Origin of the sequence: Colwellia sp. MB02u-6 (assembly GCF_014077095.1) — a bacterium.
Classification (GTDB): Bacteria; Pseudomonadota; Gammaproteobacteria; order Enterobacterales; family Alteromonadaceae; genus Cognaticolwellia.
The window spans coordinates 1-19,138 of sequence record NZ_JACGVG010000030.1 but is presented as its reverse complement, the minus strand read 5'-3'; the positions used below and the strand labels follow the sequence as shown (position 1 = coordinate 19,138).

Sequence of the window (19,138 nt, the reverse complement as noted above, 5' to 3'; positions counted from 1 at the left end):
GATCTTGGTGCAGTTTTCATTGAATTCATAAAAATTTAAAAATAGGACAGACAACATGTTAGTAATTAACACATTAAATATTATTCCAGGCCAGCTTACACTAAAACAATTACGCGCCGTAACAAAGTATGAAGGTATACAATTTAGCTTAGATGAAAGTGCCTTTGAAGGTATTAACAAAAGTGCTGAAGCGGTGCAAAAAGTTATCGCGGAAGATCGCGTGGTTTACGGTATTAATACCGGCTTTGGTTTACTTGCCAGTACCCGTATCCAAAATGACCAATTAGAATTATTACAGCGCTCAATCGTATTGTCTCACTCTGCCGGCTTTGGCGAGTATATGGATGATGCTACTGTTCGTTTAATGATGGTATTAAAAATCAACTCCTTATCACGCGGTTTTTCTGGTATTCGCTTAGAAGTTATTCAAGCGTTAATTACTCTATTAAACGCAGAAGTCTATCCATGTGTACCTAAAAAAGGCTCTGTTGGTGCTTCTGGTGATTTAGCACCGCTTTCTCATATGGTATTACCCTTATTGGGTGAAGGCGAAATGTCGCATAACGATGAAGTTATTTCAGCGGTTGAAGGCTTAAAAATAGCCGGTCTTGAGATAATGACCTTAGCAGCAAAAGAAGGTTTAGCACTACTCAATGGCACACAAGCGTCAACGGCATTTTCATTAGAAGGCTTATTTCACGCGGAAGACTTATTTGCTGCTGGTGTGGTTATTGGCTCTATGTCAGTTGAAGCGGCCATGGGTTCTCGCGCCCCTTTTGATGATCGCGTACATCAAGCTCGTGGTCAACGCGGACAAATCGATGTCGCTCGCGCATACCGTCACATCTTAGACCACAACTCAGCCATAGGCTCTTCGCATCTTGATTGTGAAAAAGTGCAAGACCCTTACTCACTGCGTTGTCAGCCACAAGTGATGGGCGCATGTTTAACACAAATTCGCCAAGCGGCTGAAGTACTCCATGTTGAAGCCAACGGTGTGACCGATAACCCGTTAGTTTTCGCCAACGAAGGTGACTTTATCTCTGCGGGTAACTTCCATGCAGAGCCTGTTGCCATGGCAGCAGATAACTTAGCGTTAGCGATTGCCGAAATTGGTTCAATATCAGAGCGTAGAATGGCATTATTAATCGATGCAAACCTCAGTAAATTACCGGCGTTTTTAGTTGATAATGGCGGGATAAACTCTGGCTTTATGATTGCACAAGTCACCTCTGCCGCTTTAGCCTCAGAAAATAAATCATTAGCACATCCAGCCTCTGTTGATAGCTTACCCACTTCAGCAAACCAAGAAGATCACGTTTCAATGGCTTGCTTTGCCGGTCGTCGTCTTGCTGATATGGCTGAAAATACTAACGGTGTGCTAGCTGTTGAATACTTGGCGGCCGCACAAGGTCTAGATTTTAGAGCGCCATTAAAAGGTTCTAAAAATGTTGAATTGGCTAAATCAATTTTACGTCAAGTTGTCAGTTTTTATGATAAAGACAGATACTTTGCCCCAGATATTGCTGACGCATCGTCGATTATTGCTGAAGGTGAGTTCAACAATTTCATGCCTGAAGCCTTATTACCTAGCTTCTAGTTCCAGTTCTAGTTAAATTTAAGTTAACTGTATCAAGCCAAACATCCATGTTTGGCTTTTTTATGTTCAGGATGAACGGTATGTTGCGATCACATGGATGTGAAAGAGTGACGATGTTTAGGCTTTTCTCAGACATCCTGCCTTGTCAGGCATTAGTTCCTTCATTAACTAAACCATACTTATACCTGATTGATAACTTAATTTATCAAATAATACTTAGCGCCAGCTTTCTTTCACATAATTACCTATAACTTGAATTACTTGACATAATATGTCGTACTTGCTACTTTAAATGGATCTCTGTTAACGTCAAATTAACCGCATATACATCATAGAGGTGGCAATGGAATACATACTGTTTTTTGAAACTTGGCTCATCCTAGCTATTTTGTTCGCCTGTTTAGAGATTTTTGTTCCAGGCGGTATTTTACTTAATTTAGGCATAGCATCATTGCTTGTCGCTGTCGGTGTGCAACAACAAATACTTGATACTTGGGTATTAACCCTCACCACCTGGTTCATCCTCGCAACATTTTTACTGATTTTAGTTTATTTTATTACCGAGCGATTTTTTGCTGGTGAAACGATTGTTGAAAATATTTATGAAGAAGTCGATATTTATGGTAAAAAAGTACATGTACTCGAACAAATAGGCCCAGGTACACAAGCAGGTAGAGTTGAGTATCAAGGCACAACATGGACGGCGTTAAGTGATGGCTCTATTATCCAAGCGGGTAGTGAAGCCACTATTGTTTGTAAAGAAAACATTTCTTTAGTGGTTGAACCTATCAGATAAGACCATGGAGGTTAACGCCTCAATTTAAAGCCATTTAAAAACTATAAAATAAGAGCAGGAGCATCCTTATGTTAGCTACGGTTACCTTTATTTTTCTAGCATTACTATTTATTGTCGTCAAGCTAGTACTCATAGTGCAAATGAAAGAGGTTTGTGTCATAGAACGTTTAGGAAAATTTCGCGCCATTACGCCACCGGGGCTGCATTTTTTAATCCCTTTTATTGACCGCGTCGCTTATCGTCATGAAACCCGTGAGCAAGTGTTGGATATACCGGCGCAAAGTTGTATTTCACGCGACAATATTCAAATTAATGTTGACGGCTTAGTCTATATCCAAGTAATGGATGGTGCTAAAGCCAGTTATGGTATTGAAGATTACCGTCGCGCTAGCGTTAATTTAGCGCAAACAACCATGCGTTCTGAAATTGGTAAATTAAACTTAAGCCAAACATTTTCTGAGCGCGACACTCTAAATGAAACTATTGTGCGTGAAATTGATAAAGCCTCAGACCCTTGGGGCATTAAAGTATTACGCTATGAAGTGCGCAATATTACCCCCTCTGACAATGTTATTCATACCCTAGAAAAACAAATGGAAGCTGAGCGGCAAAAGCGTGCTGAAATTACCTTAGCAGAAGCGGAAAAAGAGTCGACGATTAATCTATCCGAAGGTGTCCGCCAAGAAGCGATCAACTTGTCTGAAGGCGATAAACAAAAACAAATTAACGAAGCCCATGGCCGAGCACAAGAGATAGCGATCCTTACGCAAGCTTCGGCAGAAGGTATTAACTTCATTGCCAAAGCAGCAGCCCAGCCAGGTGGCGAAAAAGCGATAAAAATGCGTTTATTAGAACAGTTTATTGCCCAAACCGGTAATATTCTCCAAAATGCTGATGTTTCAATCGTGCCAAACGAAGTGGCTAAATTAGAAGGCTTTTTTCAAGGTATGGAAAAAGTAACACAAAATATTCAAGGAGAAAAATCATGATAGCTATTGATGCAAACACTATCGATTTAGCGGTATTGGCTATTTGGGCATTTATCTTCTTGTTTCTAGCCTTTAAGTTTTTCCAAGCTATTTGTTTAGTACCGACAAAATCAGTTTATATTATTGAACGCTTAGGGAAGTATCGTTGCACCTTAGAAGCGGGCTTTCATTTACTCTTACCTTTTATTGATCGCGTGGCATTTATTCAAGACCAAAAAGAAGAAACCATAGATGTGCCACCTCAAGAGTGCTTTTCAAAAGATGAAGTTTACGTCGAAGTTGATGGTGTTATTTACATCCAGGTAATTGATGCCGTAAAGGCAAGCTACGGTATAACGGACTACCGCTTCGCTGCTATGCAACTTGCCCAAACCACTACCCGCTCAGTCATCGGTACTTTAGAGTTGGATCGTACCTTTGAAGAGCGTGATGTCATTAGTGCGAAAGTCGTAGAGGTGCTTGATAAAGCTGGCGAAAGCTGGGGCATAAAAGTACACCGCTACGAAATTAAAAACATTACCCCACCAATGACCGTTCGCAATGCGATGGAAATGCAGGTTAACGCTGAACGTGAACGCCGCGCCATTTTAGCCAAAAGTTTAGGTGATAGAGCCAGCCGCATTAATCGTTCTGAAGGAAAAATGACCGAATTGATTAATTTGTCTGAAGGTGAAAAGCAGCGCAGAATTAACTCGGCTGAAGGTAAGGCGGCGGAAATATTGGCGATTGCACAAGCCACTGGCGACTCTATTAGTAAGTTAGCGGCAGTTATTGAGCAACCTGGTGGTCAACAAGCTTTAGATATGCAATTAAGTGAGCAATACCTGCAACAGATGAAAGGCTTGAGTCAACCATCAACCAAAGTTATTCTACCCGCGAATTTGCTTGATTTTAAACAATGGCTAACAACGGCAGGTATTCACAATAAACCCTAGCACAGCTTAAGTAGGCAAAAACCCGACATAATAAAGTCGGGTTTTTTATTGGCTATTTTCCATTGGTTTTAAACGCTTTATTACCGCTTATTTTTCTTAATTTTGTGATAGCTACAAAGAACACTGTTGTGATTAAGGCAATTAAAAAATGTGTTTGAATAGTCCGTAATTCGCTATTTTCTTGCCAGAGAAAAATCGGCCCACGGTAATTAACATAAAATAAATTCAACAATGAAACATGCGCCCACAAAATAAAAAATAACAAGGTCATTTTATATTGATAAATTGCTTTTAACATTTTGGTCATGACATTATTTGCCATAGTTTTTACACCTTAATCTCTTCAAAACCACAGGTTAAGCGCTATCTAAGTCGATGGGGGCAGACTTTTTTAACCAAGATAATAAGTCGTCATGCCAATAGTGATAAGCCAATTCGTCACGCAATGTGACACCAATAATTTTTTTACCTGAGCTTTGCTCTTGCTCGATGGCAAATTGTGGTATCGGTAAATTTAAGGCTTGCGCGGCTAGCTGATAATAACCTTGGCGATCGCTATTGGTATTACTGACCACATTATAAATGCTTTGTTTACTATCAGCACTATCAAGATGAATAAGATTGTCTAGAATATTCACGACATCGGTTTGGTGAACCAGGTTCACTGTCGCACTAGCATTTTCAAAAACACGCTTTGCTTGTAAAAATTTACCTGGATGTCGATCAGGCCCAACCAATCCAGCTAACCTTAAAATATGCACTCGTTTAGAGAAGCTTTTAACCGCTTGCTCTGCTGCCAGTAAGCTAGCGACTTTTTCAGCATTCATATTTAACTGACTGGCTTCATCTACTTTACCCACTAAACCATTATAGATGGCTGTCGAATTCAATAAAATGATATGTTGAGTTTTGCCAAGTTCAGCCAGATGCACTAGCTGTTGAATTTTCAAGGGATAATCTACCCGACCTTTTTTCAACTGGGGTGGTATGGCAATAATCAGCACATTTTGTTGAAATAATTTGGGGTCAACGCCAGCAATATTATCTAGTTGCTTACAGCTCATCACATCATCAACAAGCGGTAAAGTAAGCTGAGTGGCTGGAATATTAAGCGCCTTAAGTTTGTCATAGCTTTGCGCTGATTGGTAGCTGGCAATAAGCTTGGTATCGCTGGCAAGTAAACGTTGCGCTAACGCCTGCCCTAACCAACCACAGCCAATAATACTAACACTGGTCATTAAAATCTCTCCATAAAATTACACCACTAACCGTGATGATTAAGCTGACTTTATTTTGTAATAGTAGTGGCTTGATAGCCCTTAATAGACGCGACCACCTGCAGAGCAATAGCATTTGGCACCAGAATAGATAAATTATATTGCAATATTTTCCATCCATTTTCAGTGTTAATTAACAAACCACTGCCACGACACCGGCCATAATTTTTATTTTCCAGCAACTCATCAAAAAAGAAAATATTACGCGCTTGAGTTGGTGTTATATGACGTTTAACTGGCTGATATAACCAACCTTTACCTTAACTAAAATAAGGTTTTACAAAAGCTGAAAATTCGCTTTTATTCCAACGTTCAGCACTGTCTGTACCCAAAAAAATAGCATCTTCTGCCAATAAGCCAAGATATTTTTTATGGTTAGCTTCGCCTGCCGCTTGATGAAAACTATTTAATACCGCATTCAGTTCGCTGTTTACCGGCACAGTTGCCGTGGCAAAGAAGCTGAAAAATATAAATCCGACAAAAATTTTATACATATTGATCTACTTTTAATTTTTCACTCAATAATAACTCAGAAATAGTGTTATGCGAGCAAGGTTATTACCTTGAGTACCACAGCCAACAGGTTATTGTCGTTTTGCCATGGCGACATAAGCTCCGGTAAAAAGTGCTACCACCTTATCATCACAACACACTTCAACTTCGATATTAAAGCGAGCATTTTTCCCATCTAGTAATGGCTCTAAGCTACCCGTAACTCGATTTAACGACGTTTGGGCATAGGCAACACCAAGCAGCGGCGCAATATAGCGAATATTTCCTTCCGCTAATACAATGTCAGCTTGCTGTGCTTGTGCTTGCAGAGCCAAATACACCCAAGCCCAACCTGTTAGGGTTGCCAAAGTATAAATGCTGCCTGCAAACATCGTATTATGAAGATTTTTATTAAAGTTTGGCTCACAATTAGTGCGCAGTTTTTGTTGATCAAAATAGCAAATATTAATATTCATGGCTTTACTAAGCGGAATAGTTTGATGCCAAAGTTGTTGTAAGTTGTCGGCAAGTTCAGCTAAATGACTATCGGGTTTTACTATGCTCTTAATCATTTTGTTGTGCTTTACGTCACCAAAAAGTGTATGTGAATATCCTTCATCACTATAACCAAGTCGCTGATAAAAACTAATCGCATTAACGCGCGCATTTAACGCTATGGTTTTCACCCCAACTTCTGCTGCAATCCGTTCCAACTCACTAATCAGTAATTTACCCAGCCCTTGACCACGGACAGGATCACTGATCGCCATATAGCGAATTTGTGCTTGCGCTTGACTAACATTGTGTAATCGCCCAACACCAACAATGTTATCCATATCGTCCACGATGACCCGATGGTATGATTGCTCCTCAAGCTCATCTTTTTCGCTACCCATAGCTTGTTGCGATGGCTGGCGAAGTGCTTGCCAGCGTAGTTGGTAATATTGTGCTAGTTCAGCTTGATTTTTTGGCGCTCTACATTTGTACATCGTCTATTATTCATCTTATGGCAAGTGAAATATATTTATTTCAGGAATTTAACAACACGTGAAACTTAACCAACATGTTAACCAAGGTCAACTAGTGTACCTTAGTAACACTACAGACCGAATAGCCATTAGTGAAAATACCCATTATCGCTGGTTAGCATTTGACGACGTTATTCAAAGTGTTATGCATTTACGGTGTCCCAACAAACTAACCTTGCCTCATCACTACGCGGCTTTAATGCCTTTATTGTTTTTTCAACCAAATCAGGTGGTAGAATTGGGTCTTGGTGGCGGAAATTTGAGTCGATTCTTAAGTGCGCTACAGCCTAATATCCAAGTCACGAGTATCGAACTGTCTCAAGCGGTGATCGAATGCTTTCAACATTATTTTAATCCGCAACAACAGCAGATAGTGATTGAAAATAGCGAAGCCTTAGCTTGGCTGCAACAAAGACAATGTCCAGCAAAGTCAACCGCTGATTGGTTAATTTGTGATGTTTATCAACACCATGCTAATAGTTTTCAAAGTCGAGTTGCGCTGTTAACCGCGCTGATAGATAACTTACAAGAGGATGCTTGTTTAACTCTTAATTTGCCTGACCTTGACGATCAAGAAATTAACTTATGCTTGACCATTTTAAGGCAACTACAAAGTTCGCATCATATTATCTACTTTCATATTCCACGCTATCTCAATGTGATTATTCATTTGTTGCCAAAGCATTGGGTGATAGATAACCTAAAAAAGCGTTCAAAGACATCCTACCTACCAGCAACACAATACCTTAGATGGCGAAAATTTTTTAGTCATCACATGAGCGCTAACTAGTAAGTATTATTTGTATTAATTTTGCAGATTTATCGTTACCGGACCGTCATTTAATAATCGCACCTGCATATCAGCACCAAAAACTCCTGTGGGAGTTCTAAAACCAAGATCGCGCAATTGCTGACAAAAATATTGATATAGCGCGGCACTCAATTTTGGCGGTGCTGCACGAGTAAAGCTCGGTCGCATTCCTTTTGTGGTATTCGCCGCTAAAGTAAACTGTGAAACGACTAATATTTCACCTCCGACTTGCTGAACATTTAAATTCATTTTACCCTCATCATCAGCAAAAATTCGGTAACCGGCAACACGTTCAGCTAAGCGCTTAGCCTTTGCTTGGGTATCTGCAGGCTCAATGGCTAAAAACACCAACAACCCCTGCTCGATTTCTCCCACAACATTATGATTAACGCTAACACTTGCTTCGGATACTCTTTGCATCAAGGCTATCATTTAATCAAGTTCTCTGCGTTCTGCAATAAAATTAGCCATAGTGTCTGTTGCTTTGCAAAAGCCATCAATCGTTTGAGATTCAAAGCCGCTATGCCCTGCTTTGGGTAATATTTGTAATTGTGCATTCGGCCATTTTTGCACCAACTGATCCGCGTTACCCAATTGGCAAACCATGTCGTAGCGGCCATGTAAAATAATCGCTGGTATCGCTTTAATTTTTTCAATCGACGCTAAAATCAGGCCCTCCTCAATAAAACATTTATTGACAAAATAATGGCTCGATATTTTCGCCATACATAAGGCTTGATGTGAATCTTCTATGTGATGGATATCAATAGGGTGATGTTCAATGGTTGACAACCTAAGCTCCCATAAGCACCAAGCTTTACTGGCGGCAATAACGGCAATTTCATTGCTTCCAGTCAGTACATCATAATAGCCTTGAACAATATTATCAGCTTTAACGTCGATAAGTTGCTCGGTAAATTCTCGGTAATATTCAGGAAAAAATACGGCGGCGCCATCTTGACCATACAACCAGTCGTATTCAGCTGTTGTGCCAAGGAAAACTCCTCTTAAAATAAAGCCCAACACGGTTTCAGGATATTGAATGCCATAAAGCAATGCTAAAGTTGTGCCCCATGAACCTCCGGTAACTAACCAATATGAAATGCTTAAATGTTGACGGATTAGCTCAAGATCAGCAACTAAATGCGCGGCAGTATTTTGGCGAACACTGGGCGATGGTGTAGAGCGTCCACAACCGCGTTGGTCAAATAAAATAATACGATACTTGTCGGGATCAAAGTATCGGCGATGATCTTTACTGGTACCGCCGCCAGGGCCACCATGTAGATATACCACGGCAATACCATTGGGGTTACCTGACTGCTCGAGGTAGAGTTGATGTCCATCTCCAACATCAAGCCATTGTTGTTGATAAACCGCAATATTGGGGAAAAGCACTCTAGACATATACCGCTCCTTATAGATAATCTATTCAGTTTACTTATATTTAATCAGCATCTTGCTAAGATGATTTTGCTTTTTTTTTGCTGTCATAATCTTCTAATGACACGGTAAATAATGCCCCAACAAGCACTACAAACCAGCTCAAGTATACCCATAAAAATAGAATAGGAATACTTGATAATGCACCATATATAGCCTCATAAGAAGGAAGTTGTGTCACATAAATTGCAAAAGATTTTTTTGCTATCTCAAATAAAACCGCGGCTAAGGTCGCACCCGCAAGCGCAAATCTAGCAGGAACTACCTTATTGGGCACTACCATATATAAAATAAAAAAAGCGGCTATTGAAGCGACTAACGGCAGAGCTTGAACAGCAATATTGCTTAGCCCTAATAAATCATAATCCCCTATCGATACCAAAGACAGAATATAGGAGGTCATGACCAAACTACTCCCCACTAATACCGGACCTAAGCTTAACACCATCCAATACATTGAAAATGAAGTGATGATTCGACGTTTTTCATTTACTCGCCATAATTTATTTAAACATTGATCAATCGCTGAAATAAGTAACATGGCAAAAATAAATAGCGCAGTAATAGCTATAGCCGACATTTTAGAGGCGTTGCTGACAAAGCCAGTAATATGCTCTTGCACAACATCACCAGAAGCTGGGACAAAGTTCTGATAGATAAAATTTTCTATCAATTCTCTTATTTCAGAAAAAATAGGGAAAGCGGTCATCACCGATAACATCACCACCATCAAAGGCACCAAAGACATCAAGGTAACATAAGATAAATAGCCGGCAGTGACATGAATACGTTCTTTTTGAAAATTTTTAAAAAACAATAACAAAAAGCCAAGTATTGATTTGACGTAGCTATGCTGCTTTATTTCTTCTATTCTCGGGTGCATATAAATTACTAGTTAGAACCATTATATTTATTTTAAGGCAATGACTAAAATAACGGTAGTCATAATCTCAATAATTTTACCTTAGGCCTAACGTCATCAAGGTTATCTATGAAAGAATTTAGAGGTATTTAGAACTATTCGAGGCTTTTTTTACAACATTGAAAAAAAAAGCCACCTAAATTTCTTTAGGTGGCTTTATATAAATATTAGCTTATCAGGTTATTTTGCTCCACGACCTTCACGCTTACGGTCATTCTCTTTCAAAAATTTCTTACGAATTCGAATGTTTAGTGGTGTTACTTCTACCAACTCATCGTTATCAATAAATTCAAGCGCTTGCTCAAGTGACATAACGATAGGCGGCGTTAACGTTTGTGCTTCATCAGTGCCTGATGAACGGACGTTAGTTAACTGCTTACCTTTAAGCGCGTTTACGGTTAAGTCGTTGTCACGACTATGAATACCAATAACTTGACCTTCATAAATATCAACACCGTGTCCGATCAACATGCGACCACGAGATTGTAAGTTGAAGATAGCGTTAGTTAAGGCTTTACCCGTAGCATTACCGATCATTACACCATTTTTACGTTGGCCAATATCACCACCCTTGTGAGGTCCGTATTCAAAAAATGTATGATAAATTAAGCCAGAGCCTGAAGTTAAAGTCATAAATTCAGTTTGGAAACCAATCAAACCACGGCTTGGCATGATGAAGTCCATACGAATACGGCCCGTTCCATCAGGTGCCATATCAGTTAATTCAGCTTTACGAACACCCATTCTTTCCATGATAGGTCCTTGATGCTGCTCTTCAACATCAATAGTTACGTTTTCGTAAGGTTCTTGTATTTCACCATCAATTTCACGAATAATAACTTCAGGACGTGATACCGCTAATTCAAAACCTTCACGACGCATATTTTCAATTAAAATACCTAGGTGAAGTTCACCACGACCTGACACTTTAAATTTATCAGCATCAGGTAATTCTTCAACACGTAAAGCAACGTTATGAACAAGCTCTTTTTCTAAGCGATCTTTGATGTTACGTGAAGTAACATATTTACCTTCTTTACCACAAAATGGTGAGGTATTAACTTGGAACGTCATATTGATAGTAGGTTCATCAACAGATAACGCTGGTAAACCTTCAACAGCTGTTGGACAACAAACAGTATCAGATATTTTTAATTCGCCTAAGCCAGTAAGTGCAATAATATCACCAGCAAAACCTTCTTCGATATCTAGTCTTTCCAAGCCTAAATAACCAAACACTTTACCTACTTTAGCGTTATGAACCTTGCCAGTCGCTAATTTAATAGTCACTTGTTGATTCGGCTTAACTGAACCACGTGTAACACGGCCAACGCCAATTACACCTAAGTAAGAGCTGTAATCAAGTTGAGAAATTTGCATTTGAAATGGAGCTTCAGGATCTGCGATTGGTGCTGGCACTTCTTTAAGAATAGTATCAAATAAAGGAGTCATGTCTGTGCCAGTTGCGCCTTCTTCAAGCGTAGCCCAACCATTGATTGCTGAAGCGTAAACAACTTTAAAGTCAAGTTGTTCATCAGTTGCACCCAGGTTATCAAATAATTCAAAGACTTGATCCATAACCCAATCAGGGCGAGAGCCAGGCTTATCAACTTTGTTAATAACAAGAATTGGCTTTAAACCTTGAGCAAACGCTTTTTTGGTAACAAAACGCGTTTGTGGCATAGGGCCTTCTTGTGCATCAACTATCAGTAAAACTGAATCGACCATTGACATTACACGTTCAACTTCACCACCAAAATCAGCATGGCCAGGAGTATCTACGATGTTTACACGGTAGCCATTCCAGTTAATAGCCGTGTTTTTAGCTAAGATTGTGATACCACGTTCTTTTTCGATATCATTTGAGTCCATTGTACGTTCTTCTAGACCGCCTCGGGCGTCTAGCGTACCGGACTGTTCTAATAATTTATCAACTAAAGTGGTTTTTCCGTGGTCAACGTGTGCAATAATTGCCACATTTCTTAATTTATCTAACACTGGCGTTACTCGCTTTTACTTTCGTTTATTGCTACTTTCGGCAAATTAACGAATAGGGCTACAATTGGGCGCATATTATACAGCACAAGTCTCAGCAAATACACCGCAATAGAAAAATATAACCAACAAAATATTATTCAGTTGTTATACTGCCGATGATCAGATTAGAGTACACGCACCAAAATACAGCAAATAACGCACTGTGATGGTGCAGATTAAATTAATAAAAAATATAAAAATCATATATTTCAATGGCTTTAGCTTTGGCACAGTATTCGCTTAAGCACAAGTAATAGAGAATTAAGTTTTTGAGTATTTAAGTACTAACTACACTGGAGACATTCAATGTCAAACGCAGTTTTAGATCTAATTAAAGAACATGACGTCAAATTTGTTGATTTACGCTTTACTGATACCAAGGGTAAAGAGCAACATATTTCAATTCCTCATCATCAAGTAACAGAAGATTTTTTTGAAGACGGAAAAATGTTCGATGGGTCTTCAATTCAAGGTTGGAAAGGTATTAACGAATCAGACATGGTGATGATGCCTATTGCTGAGTCTGCGGTACTTGACCCTTTTACTGAAGCAGTTACCTTGAATGTTCGTTGTGACATCCTTGAACCTACAACAATGCAAGGCTATAGCCGTGATCCTCGTTCAGTGGCAAGACGTGCTGAAGATTACATGCGCAGCACCGGTATTGCAGATAACGTTTTAATTGGTCCAGAACCAGAATTTTTTGTTTTTGATGATGTTCGTTTCCACACTGACATGAGTGGTTCATTTTATAAAATAGATGATAAAGAAGCGTCTTGGAATTCGGGTACAGAATACGAAGAAGGCAATATGGGACATCGTCCTGGCGTAAAAGGCGGCTATTTCCCTACGTCACCAGTAGATTCATCACAAGATCTTCGCTCAGCCATGTGTTTAGTGATGGAAGAAATGGGTTTAGTCGTTGAAGCGCATCACCATGAAGTCGCTACTGCAGGTCAAAACGAAATCGCTTGTCGCTTTAATACTATGGTATTGAAAGCCGATGAAGTGCAAATATATAAATATGTTGTTCACAACGTTGCACACGCCTACGGTAAAACAGCAACTTTCATGCCTAAGCCATTAGTAGGTGATAACGGTTCAGGTATGCATGTCCATCAATCTCTTGCTAAAGACGGTGTTAACTTATTCGCTGGTGATAAATACGGCGGATTATCTGAGATGGCACTTTACTATGTTGGTGGTATCATCAAGCATGCCAAAGCACTCAATGCTTTTACTAACGCCTCTACTAACTCATACAAGCGCCTTGTACCTGGTTTCGAGGCACCTGTAATGCTAGCTTACTCAGCACGTAACCGTTCTGCATCTATTCGCATTCCAATTGTGCCATCACCAAAAGCCATGCGAATCGAAGTTCGTTTCCCTGATCCAACAATGAACCCTTACTTAGGCTTCTCAGCTATGTTGATGGCTGGTCTTGATGGTATTAAAAACAAAATTCACCCTGGTGATGCCATGGATAAAGATCTATATGACTTACCTGCGGAAGAAGCAGCAGAAATTCCACAAGTGGCCACTTCGTTAACTGAAGCATTAGACGCCTTAGAAAATGACATGGACTTCTTAACTGAAGGGGGTGTTATGGATAAAGACATGATCGAGGCCTACATAGGCATCAAACGTAGCGAAGTAGAATTATTGAATTTAACAACTCACCCAGTTGAATTTGATATGTACTACAGCGTATAACGTTGCAAATAGATAGATAAGTAAAAAGCTCACTTCGGTGAGCTTTTTTTGTGGTAAATTAGGTGTTATTTGGATAGATTAAGATTGGATATTTTTAAAAGGAATATTATTTTTGATTCATACCGCACGTTTTTGCATTTTTATTGTCTTGCTAACGCAGGCTTGTGCTGTATTTGCAGGCTCAGCTCAAGTTTATGTCTGGCGCAGCGAGCAAGGAGTACTGGTTTTTTCTGATAGCCCTAAACCTGGTGCGGTAGAATTAGATGTCAAAGAAGCTAACACCATAAAATCCTCAATCGATACCTCAATTTTAGACATAAAACCCAAAGCCATAGATAACAATTATCAAGTAGAAATCATTCAACCCGAGGACAAAGCTACCATTAGAGATAATACGGGTTCAGCTTATGTTTCAGGACGAGTTAAGCCTATTTTCAAGCTTGGTCTTACCATACAATTATATTTAGATGACAAGCCCTATAAGAAGCCACAAACACATTCAATGTTTGTTCTGCGAAATATTGACCGTGGTGAACATCAAATAAAAATGGCCTTACTTAATGATAAAGGCAAGGTTATTGCAACGTCTTCTCCAGTAACGTTTTATATGCACAGAATATCGGTTAACAAGGCAAACTAACCGGATTTCAGTGCATATTGCACCAACTTTATTTACACTCGTTACTTAACGCACCATCTTAGTGCAAGGAAAAGTGATGTTTAATAATGTGATCAATTTAAACAAAATAAAAAAGCATTATCAACAAGCGTTACCTAACCAAATGGTAACAGCTGTTGTTGTGTTAGACCATGAACTGGCTATTTGCTATGTCAATCCTGCTGCTGAAGCATTGCTAGTTAAGAGCTTAAGTAAAATATACCGACTTCCCATTGACCAAGTTTTTTATAATACCCCAATTAATAATAATCGTTTACAACAACTACTGACGACAGGACAAGAGTTTAGTGATAGCGATGTAACGATTGAGTTTTTTGATCAGCGACAAATCACTGTTGAAATTACTGCCTCTTCAGTTACCTTTGAACAATGTCCACACATTTTGCTTGAGTTTAAACAAATTGATCAACAAAAACAGATCAGTGCAGAAGCATTTCAACAACAACAATGGGAGTCTGCACGCGACCTTATTCGTGGTCTTGCCCATGAAATTAAAAACCCCCTCGGTGGCCTGCGCGGCGCAGCACAATTATTGGATTTAGAACTTAATCTCGAACAAAAAGAATACACCGCAATGATCATAGAACAAGCCGATAGATTAACCAATTTAGTTGACCGTTTGTTAGGGCCTAACAACCGGCCTCTAATGAAGTTACAAAATATTCATATCGTGATTGAAAAAGTATTTCAACTGTCAAAATTTGATAACCCCAAGGATATTACTTTAGCCCGTGATTATGACCCCTCCATACCTGAATTAACCTTTGATCAAGACAAGCTCCAACAAACCGTTATCAATATTGTCCATAACGCCATGCAAGCATTAAATGGTGAAGGTAAAATCACCTTAAAAACTCGTGCAGCAAGCAATAAAACTATTAATGGCAAGCGTATCAAGCTTTGTGCAGAAATAAGCATAATTGATAACGGACCCGGTATACCGGAGCATATTCGCAGTACATTATTTTATCCTATGGTGTCAGGTAGTGCTTCGAGTACCGGCTTAGGACTTTCCATTTGCCAAACTATTATCCATCAGCATCATGGAAAATTATCCTGTAAAAGTCGACCTGGGCATACAGAGTTTACTATTTTAATACCTTTTGAAAGTGAGAAAAATTAATGATCACCGAACAAGTATGGATCGTCGATGATGATAGTTCAATCAGATGGGTGCTAGAAAAAGCCCTGTCGAACGCCAATATAAGTGTAGGTACGTTTCATAATCCAGAAGATCTTTTAATTGCTTTAGAACATCACCAACCCGAGGTAATTATTTCTGATATTCGTATGCCAAATATTGATGGCATGACCTTATTAGGTAAAATCAATGACCAGTTTGCCCACATTCCTGTCATTATAATGACCGCTCACTCAGATCTAGACAGTGCAGTAAATGCTTATCAAGGTGGAGCATTCGAATATTTACCAAAGCCTTTTGATATTACTGACGCAGTGACTCTGGCCAAAAGAGCTTTAACTCATGCTAGAGAATTAAAGTCAACAAAACAACTTAATACCCCATCTGTTGACACTGTTGGCATAATTGGCGCTGCGCCATCTATGCAGGAAGTATTTAGGACTATTGGCCGACTATCTCGTTCAAGTATTAGTGTACTGATCAATGGCGAGTCAGGTACGGGCAAAGAACTCGTGGCACACGCATTACATATGCACAGTCCACGTTCATCAGCACCTTTTATACCACTAAACATGGCTGCTATACCGAAAGACTTAATAGAATCAGAGCTATTTGGTCACGAAAAAGGCGCTTTTACTGGCGCAAATGCCGTAAGACATGGCCGTTTCGAACAAGCGCATCAAGGTACACTTTTCTTAGATGAGATTGGTGATATGCCACTCGATATTCAAACAAGACTACTTAGAGTGCTATCAGACGGTCAATTTTATCGAGTCGGTGGTCATTCCCCGATAAAAGTGGATGTAAGAATCATTGCCGCCACGCATCAAAATTTAGAAGAACGGGTTAATAGCAGTGACTTTCGTGAAGATTTATTTCATCGACTCAATGTCATTAGGATCCAAATACCTAGCCTGCGCGAAAGAAAGGAAGATATTAATCAATTAGCACAACACTTTTTAAAACAGGCGGCAAAAGAATTAGCCGTTGAAATTAAAACATTACACAAAAGTACCCTAGACTATTTAGAGCAATGCGAATGGCCAGGTAATGTTAGACAATTAGAAAATATATGTCGGTTTCTCACTGTTATGGCCAGTGGTAAAGAAATTTTAATGTCAGATTTACCTAGTGAACTTAATGTAAAACCACTCAGTGTGAAAAATTCACATGATAACTGGCAAGATAACTTAAAAACTTGGCTCGACAAAGAGCTGTCATCAGGTAAAAGTAATATTATCGAACAAGTCCTACCTGAATTTGAAAAGATATTGCTAGAAAGTGCCTTAAAATACACCCAAGGACATAAACAAGAAGCGGCCAAACGCTTAGGATGGGGGAGGAACACTTTAACAAGAAAATTAAAAGAATTAAATCTGCCTGATTAGCTAATGAATCGGGTAACACAATAATGTAAGTTGAAAGAAATAGCACATTAGCCAGTTTAACAAATGGCTAATGTGCTATTGACGACAAAATCACTCGGTAATTATACCGACACAATCCCTTGGCAATTACATTCATATATGTTGGTTAAGCATTTGCTATCGAAAAGGTAATAACTTGATCAATTTTGCTCGCTGATAGAGCAAGCATAATCAGTCTATCAATACCAAGAGCAACACCAGCACAGGATGGCAGACCATGCTCAAGTGCTGAAATAAAATTTTCGTCAATCATATGCTTAGCTTTACCTAATTGTGCACGAATTTCATTATCCTGCCCAAAACGTAATTTTTGTTGCTTAGCATCGGTTAACTCATGAAAGCCATTCGCAAGCTCAATACCTTTAAAGTAACACTCAAAGCGTTCTGCAACACGCAGATCCTGTGAACTAATCTTAGCTAACGATGCTTGACTTGCTGGGAAATTATAAACAAAGCAAGGCGCATCTTTACCTATATTGGGCTCTATTAACTCAGCCATGACAAATTGCAGTAAAGTATCAAGTGAGTCTTCTTTTTCTAGCCAATCACTCAACTTACCACGGTCAGTAATAAGAGCAATTAATTGCTCTTTATTGGTCATGAGGGGATCAATATCAACTTCTTGAATAAAAAGTGCTTGGTAGCTAATACGTTCAGCTTGGTCACAACCTAAGATTAATTCTATTAACGTGGCAACTTCATCCATCAATTGGAAATGATCAAAATCAATTCGATACCATTCCAACATAGTAAATTCAGGATTATGATAACGACCCTGCTCTTCATGGCGGAACGCTTTACAAATTTGATAGCAACAACCATAGCCACTGGCTAAAAGGCGCTTCATCGCAAACTCTGGTGAAGTTTGGGCAAATAAATTTATCGACTCATCGCAATGGCTATCTTGTGAGTAATTATAGTGAGTTACGAAAGCATCTAAATGTGCATCGGTTACGGTTGCATGAGCAAGTATTGGGGTTTCAACCTCAATCACATTTCGTGCTAGGAAAAATGCTCTTATGTGACCTAAAACCTGTGCCCGTTGCTTGGCATGTGACCAATTCATACTCGGTTGCCATGACATAAATGCAGTTACCTATAAGCTTAGAATTTAAAAGAGCCATACTTTAAACGAAATAAATACAGACCGCAAAAAATACAGCACGTTAAAATTAAGCTAGTTTAATCACAGTCTGATAAACGGGTAAGTAAATTTACTATTAATTTAAGCGTATAAATGTGCTCAAATAATAATTTACACTGGTCAGTAGTTTCATCAAAGTATTGGCAGCATTGATAACTTTGAACGACCTGATATCAAGAGAGAAAAATTCATCTTTAACTCTAGTTACTTATATACACAACATACGAAAGTACTAATGTTGTGTAAGTCTATGCTATAAAGCAGTTATTAGTTAACGCTTAGACCGCAAGAAGAACATCAAGTAGATTAGAGTTAAGTCACTATATTGATTTCAAATTGGCTTATTATAATATTTAAATAGTAGACAGCAAAAAGCCCGACTCTTTCGAATCGGGCTTCTCTAATAGGAGTCTGATAATGTCCTACTCTCACATGGGAACTCCCACACTACCATCGGCGCTAACACGTTTCACTTCTGAGTTCGGAATGGGATCAGGTGGGACCATGTCGCTATTGTCATCAGACAAAAAACTTTATGAGTTAATTAATTTAAAAATTAGCTAAGTCATAAGGTCTAGACAAAAAACCCGTAGCGTTAGCTACGGGTTTCTCTAAATAGAAGCCTAGCAATGTCCTACTCTCACATGGGAACTCCCACACTACCATCGGCGCTAACACGTTTCACTTCTGAGTTCGGAATGGGA

The 19,138-nt window shown here is 39.2% G+C and carries 17 protein-coding genes, 2 rRNA genes and 1 pseudogene; 9 read left to right on the top strand and 11 right to left on the bottom strand.

The features are described from left to right. Nucleotides 1-55: 55 nt before the first annotated feature. From hutH to H4J46_RS07345, 4 genes are all read left to right on the top strand, one after another. A complete protein-coding gene (gene hutH, locus H4J46_RS07360; RefSeq protein WP_182232883.1) occupies nucleotides 56-1,600 on the top strand; it encodes a histidine ammonia-lyase in 1,545 nt (514 codons plus the stop codon). A 343-nt stretch (nucleotides 1,601-1,943) separates the two neighbouring features. Then, nucleotides 1,944-2,396, top strand: coding sequence for an NfeD family protein (locus H4J46_RS07355; protein WP_182232882.1), 453 nt, complete (start codon nucleotides 1,944-1,946; stop codon nucleotides 2,394-2,396). Nucleotides 2,397-2,464: 68 nt separating this feature from the next. Further along, nucleotides 2,465-3,385 carry a stomatin-like protein gene (locus tag H4J46_RS07350; RefSeq protein WP_182232881.1) on the top strand — a complete coding sequence of 307 codons (921 nt, stop codon included), beginning with the start codon at nucleotides 2,465-2,467 and terminating at the stop codon, nucleotides 3,383-3,385. Next, on the top strand, nucleotides 3,382-4,320 hold the full coding sequence (locus tag H4J46_RS07345; protein ID WP_182232880.1) for an SPFH domain-containing protein: 939 nt from the start codon (nucleotides 3,382-3,384) through the stop codon (nucleotides 4,318-4,320). Before H4J46_RS07350 ends, H4J46_RS07345 begins: the two co-directional genes overlap by 4 nt. 52 nt (nucleotides 4,321-4,372) lie before the next feature. Here H4J46_RS07345 and H4J46_RS07340 read toward each other — a convergent pair whose 3' ends face one another. The 4 genes and pseudogenes from H4J46_RS07340 to H4J46_RS07320 all read right to left on the bottom strand — a co-directional run bounded on the left by H4J46_RS07340 (nucleotide 4,373) and on the right by H4J46_RS07320 (nucleotide 7,078). After that, nucleotides 4,373-4,642 (bottom strand): hypothetical protein, encoded by a 270-nt coding sequence (locus tag H4J46_RS07340; RefSeq protein ID WP_182232879.1) that lies wholly within the window; start codon nucleotides 4,640-4,642, stop codon nucleotides 4,373-4,375. Between the two features lie 34 nt (nucleotides 4,643-4,676). Next, entirely contained in the window at nucleotides 4,677-5,558 is an 882-nt protein-coding gene (locus H4J46_RS07335) for an SDR family NAD(P)-dependent oxidoreductase (RefSeq protein WP_182232878.1), read from the bottom strand. 50 nt (nucleotides 5,559-5,608) lie between these two features. Continuing rightward, nucleotides 5,609-6,091 (bottom strand): annotated as a pseudogene (locus H4J46_RS17160) (nuclear transport factor 2 family protein). A 90-nt stretch (nucleotides 6,092-6,181) separates the two neighbouring features. Beyond that, on the bottom strand, nucleotides 6,182-7,078 hold the full coding sequence (locus H4J46_RS07320; protein ID WP_182232876.1) for a bifunctional GNAT family N-acetyltransferase/hotdog fold thioesterase: 897 nt from the start codon (nucleotides 7,076-7,078) through the stop codon (nucleotides 6,182-6,184). A gap of 58 nt (nucleotides 7,079-7,136) precedes the next feature. On the opposite strand from H4J46_RS07320, the gene H4J46_RS07315 reads away from it, so the two are divergent. Beyond that, a complete protein-coding gene (locus H4J46_RS07315) occupies nucleotides 7,137-7,907 on the top strand; it encodes a spermidine synthase (protein ID WP_182232875.1) in 771 nt (256 codons plus the stop codon). A 15-nt stretch (nucleotides 7,908-7,922) separates the two neighbouring features. Here the strand turns inward: H4J46_RS07315 and dtd are convergent, their stop codons facing one another. The 4 genes from dtd to typA all read right to left on the bottom strand — a co-directional run bounded on the left by dtd (nucleotide 7,923) and on the right by typA (nucleotide 12,291). Next, the gene (gene dtd / locus H4J46_RS07310; RefSeq protein WP_182232874.1) at nucleotides 7,923-8,360 is read right to left on the bottom strand and encodes a D-aminoacyl-tRNA deacylase; all 438 of its coding nucleotides are present in this window, start codon (nucleotides 8,358-8,360) and stop codon (nucleotides 7,923-7,925) included. Beyond that, the gene (gene pip / locus H4J46_RS07305; protein WP_182232873.1) at nucleotides 8,361-9,335 is read right to left on the bottom strand and encodes a prolyl aminopeptidase; all 975 of its coding nucleotides are present in this window, start codon (nucleotides 9,333-9,335) and stop codon (nucleotides 8,361-8,363) included. Nucleotides 9,336-9,390: 55 nt separating this feature from the next. Then, a complete protein-coding gene (locus H4J46_RS07300) occupies nucleotides 9,391-10,254 on the bottom strand; it encodes a virulence factor BrkB family protein (protein ID WP_182232872.1) in 864 nt (287 codons plus the stop codon). Between the two features lie 219 nt (nucleotides 10,255-10,473). After that, nucleotides 10,474-12,291: a translational GTPase TypA gene (gene typA / locus H4J46_RS07295; RefSeq protein ID WP_182232871.1), complete on the bottom strand. Its 1,818-nt coding sequence runs from the start codon at nucleotides 12,289-12,291 to the stop codon at nucleotides 10,474-10,476. A gap of 345 nt (nucleotides 12,292-12,636) precedes the next feature. Here typA and glnA point away from each other — a divergent pair, with 345 nt between their 5' ends. From glnA to glnG, 4 genes are all read left to right on the top strand, one after another. Next, nucleotides 12,637-14,043 carry a glutamate--ammonia ligase gene (glnA, locus tag H4J46_RS07290; protein ID WP_182232870.1) on the top strand — a complete coding sequence of 469 codons (1,407 nt, stop codon included), beginning with the start codon at nucleotides 12,637-12,639 and terminating at the stop codon, nucleotides 14,041-14,043. Between the two features lie 112 nt (nucleotides 14,044-14,155). Further along, nucleotides 14,156-14,683, top strand: coding sequence for a DUF4124 domain-containing protein (locus tag H4J46_RS07285; RefSeq protein ID WP_220462974.1), 528 nt, complete (start codon nucleotides 14,156-14,158; stop codon nucleotides 14,681-14,683). 76 nt (nucleotides 14,684-14,759) lie between these two features. Next, the gene (glnL, locus tag H4J46_RS07280) at nucleotides 14,760-15,845 is read left to right on the top strand and encodes a nitrogen regulation protein NR(II) (RefSeq protein WP_182232869.1); all 1,086 of its coding nucleotides are present in this window, start codon (nucleotides 14,760-14,762) and stop codon (nucleotides 15,843-15,845) included. Continuing rightward, nucleotides 15,845-17,251 carry a nitrogen regulation protein NR(I) gene (gene glnG / locus H4J46_RS07275; RefSeq protein WP_182232868.1) on the top strand — a complete coding sequence of 469 codons (1,407 nt, stop codon included), beginning with the start codon at nucleotides 15,845-15,847 and terminating at the stop codon, nucleotides 17,249-17,251. The genes glnL and glnG overlap by 1 nt, the downstream gene beginning before the upstream one ends. Nucleotides 17,252-17,396: 145 nt before the next feature. Here glnG and epmA read toward each other — a convergent pair whose 3' ends face one another. From epmA to rrf (H4J46_RS07260), 3 genes are all read right to left on the bottom strand, one after another. After that, complete coding sequence (epmA, locus tag H4J46_RS07270) at nucleotides 17,397-18,374, bottom strand: elongation factor P--(R)-beta-lysine ligase (RefSeq protein ID WP_182232867.1); 978 nt, start codon at nucleotides 18,372-18,374, stop codon at nucleotides 17,397-17,399. Nucleotides 18,375-18,843: 469 nt separating this feature from the next. Further along, nucleotides 18,844-18,958: ribosomal RNA gene (gene rrf / locus H4J46_RS07265) — 5S ribosomal RNA — on the bottom strand. Nucleotides 18,959-19,055: 97 nt separating this feature from the next. Further along, nucleotides 19,056-19,138, bottom strand: a 5S ribosomal RNA gene (gene rrf, locus H4J46_RS07260); the annotation flags it as partial.

What these genes read in the sequence shown, in the direction of transcription:
- H4J46_RS07350 (WP_182232881.1), top strand. Translation starts at nt 2,465, where the DNA reads ATGTTAGCTACGGTTACCTTTATTTTTCTAGCATTACTATTTATTGTC.
- H4J46_RS07300 (WP_182232872.1), bottom strand. Translation starts at nt 10,254, where the DNA reads ATGCACCCGAGAATAGAAGAAATAAAGCAGCATAGCTACGTCAAATCA.
- hutH (WP_182232883.1), top strand. Translation starts at nt 56, where the DNA reads ATGTTAGTAATTAACACATTAAATATTATTCCAGGCCAGCTTACACTA.
- pip (WP_182232873.1), bottom strand. Translation starts at nt 9,335, where the DNA reads ATGTCTAGAGTGCTTTTCCCCAATATTGCGGTTTATCAACAACAATGG.
- H4J46_RS07335 (WP_182232878.1), bottom strand. Translation starts at nt 5,558, where the DNA reads ATGACCAGTGTTAGTATTATTGGCTGTGGTTGGTTAGGGCAGGCGTTA.
- epmA (WP_182232867.1), bottom strand. Translation starts at nt 18,374, where the DNA reads ATGTCATGGCAACCGAGTATGAATTGGTCACATGCCAAGCAACGGGCA.
- H4J46_RS07320 (WP_182232876.1), bottom strand. Translation starts at nt 7,078, where the DNA reads ATGTACAAATGTAGAGCGCCAAAAAATCAAGCTGAACTAGCACAATAT.
- glnA (WP_182232870.1), top strand. Translation starts at nt 12,637, where the DNA reads ATGTCAAACGCAGTTTTAGATCTAATTAAAGAACATGACGTCAAATTT.
- H4J46_RS07345 (WP_182232880.1), top strand. Translation starts at nt 3,382, where the DNA reads ATGATAGCTATTGATGCAAACACTATCGATTTAGCGGTATTGGCTATT.
- H4J46_RS07340 (WP_182232879.1), bottom strand. Translation starts at nt 4,642, where the DNA reads ATGGCAAATAATGTCATGACCAAAATGTTAAAAGCAATTTATCAATAT.
- H4J46_RS07355 (WP_182232882.1), top strand. Translation starts at nt 1,944, where the DNA reads ATGGAATACATACTGTTTTTTGAAACTTGGCTCATCCTAGCTATTTTG.
- glnL (WP_182232869.1), top strand. Translation starts at nt 14,760, where the DNA reads ATGTTTAATAATGTGATCAATTTAAACAAAATAAAAAAGCATTATCAA.
- glnG (WP_182232868.1), top strand. Translation starts at nt 15,845, where the DNA reads ATGATCACCGAACAAGTATGGATCGTCGATGATGATAGTTCAATCAGA.
- dtd (WP_182232874.1), bottom strand. Translation starts at nt 8,360, where the DNA reads ATGATAGCCTTGATGCAAAGAGTATCCGAAGCAAGTGTTAGCGTTAAT.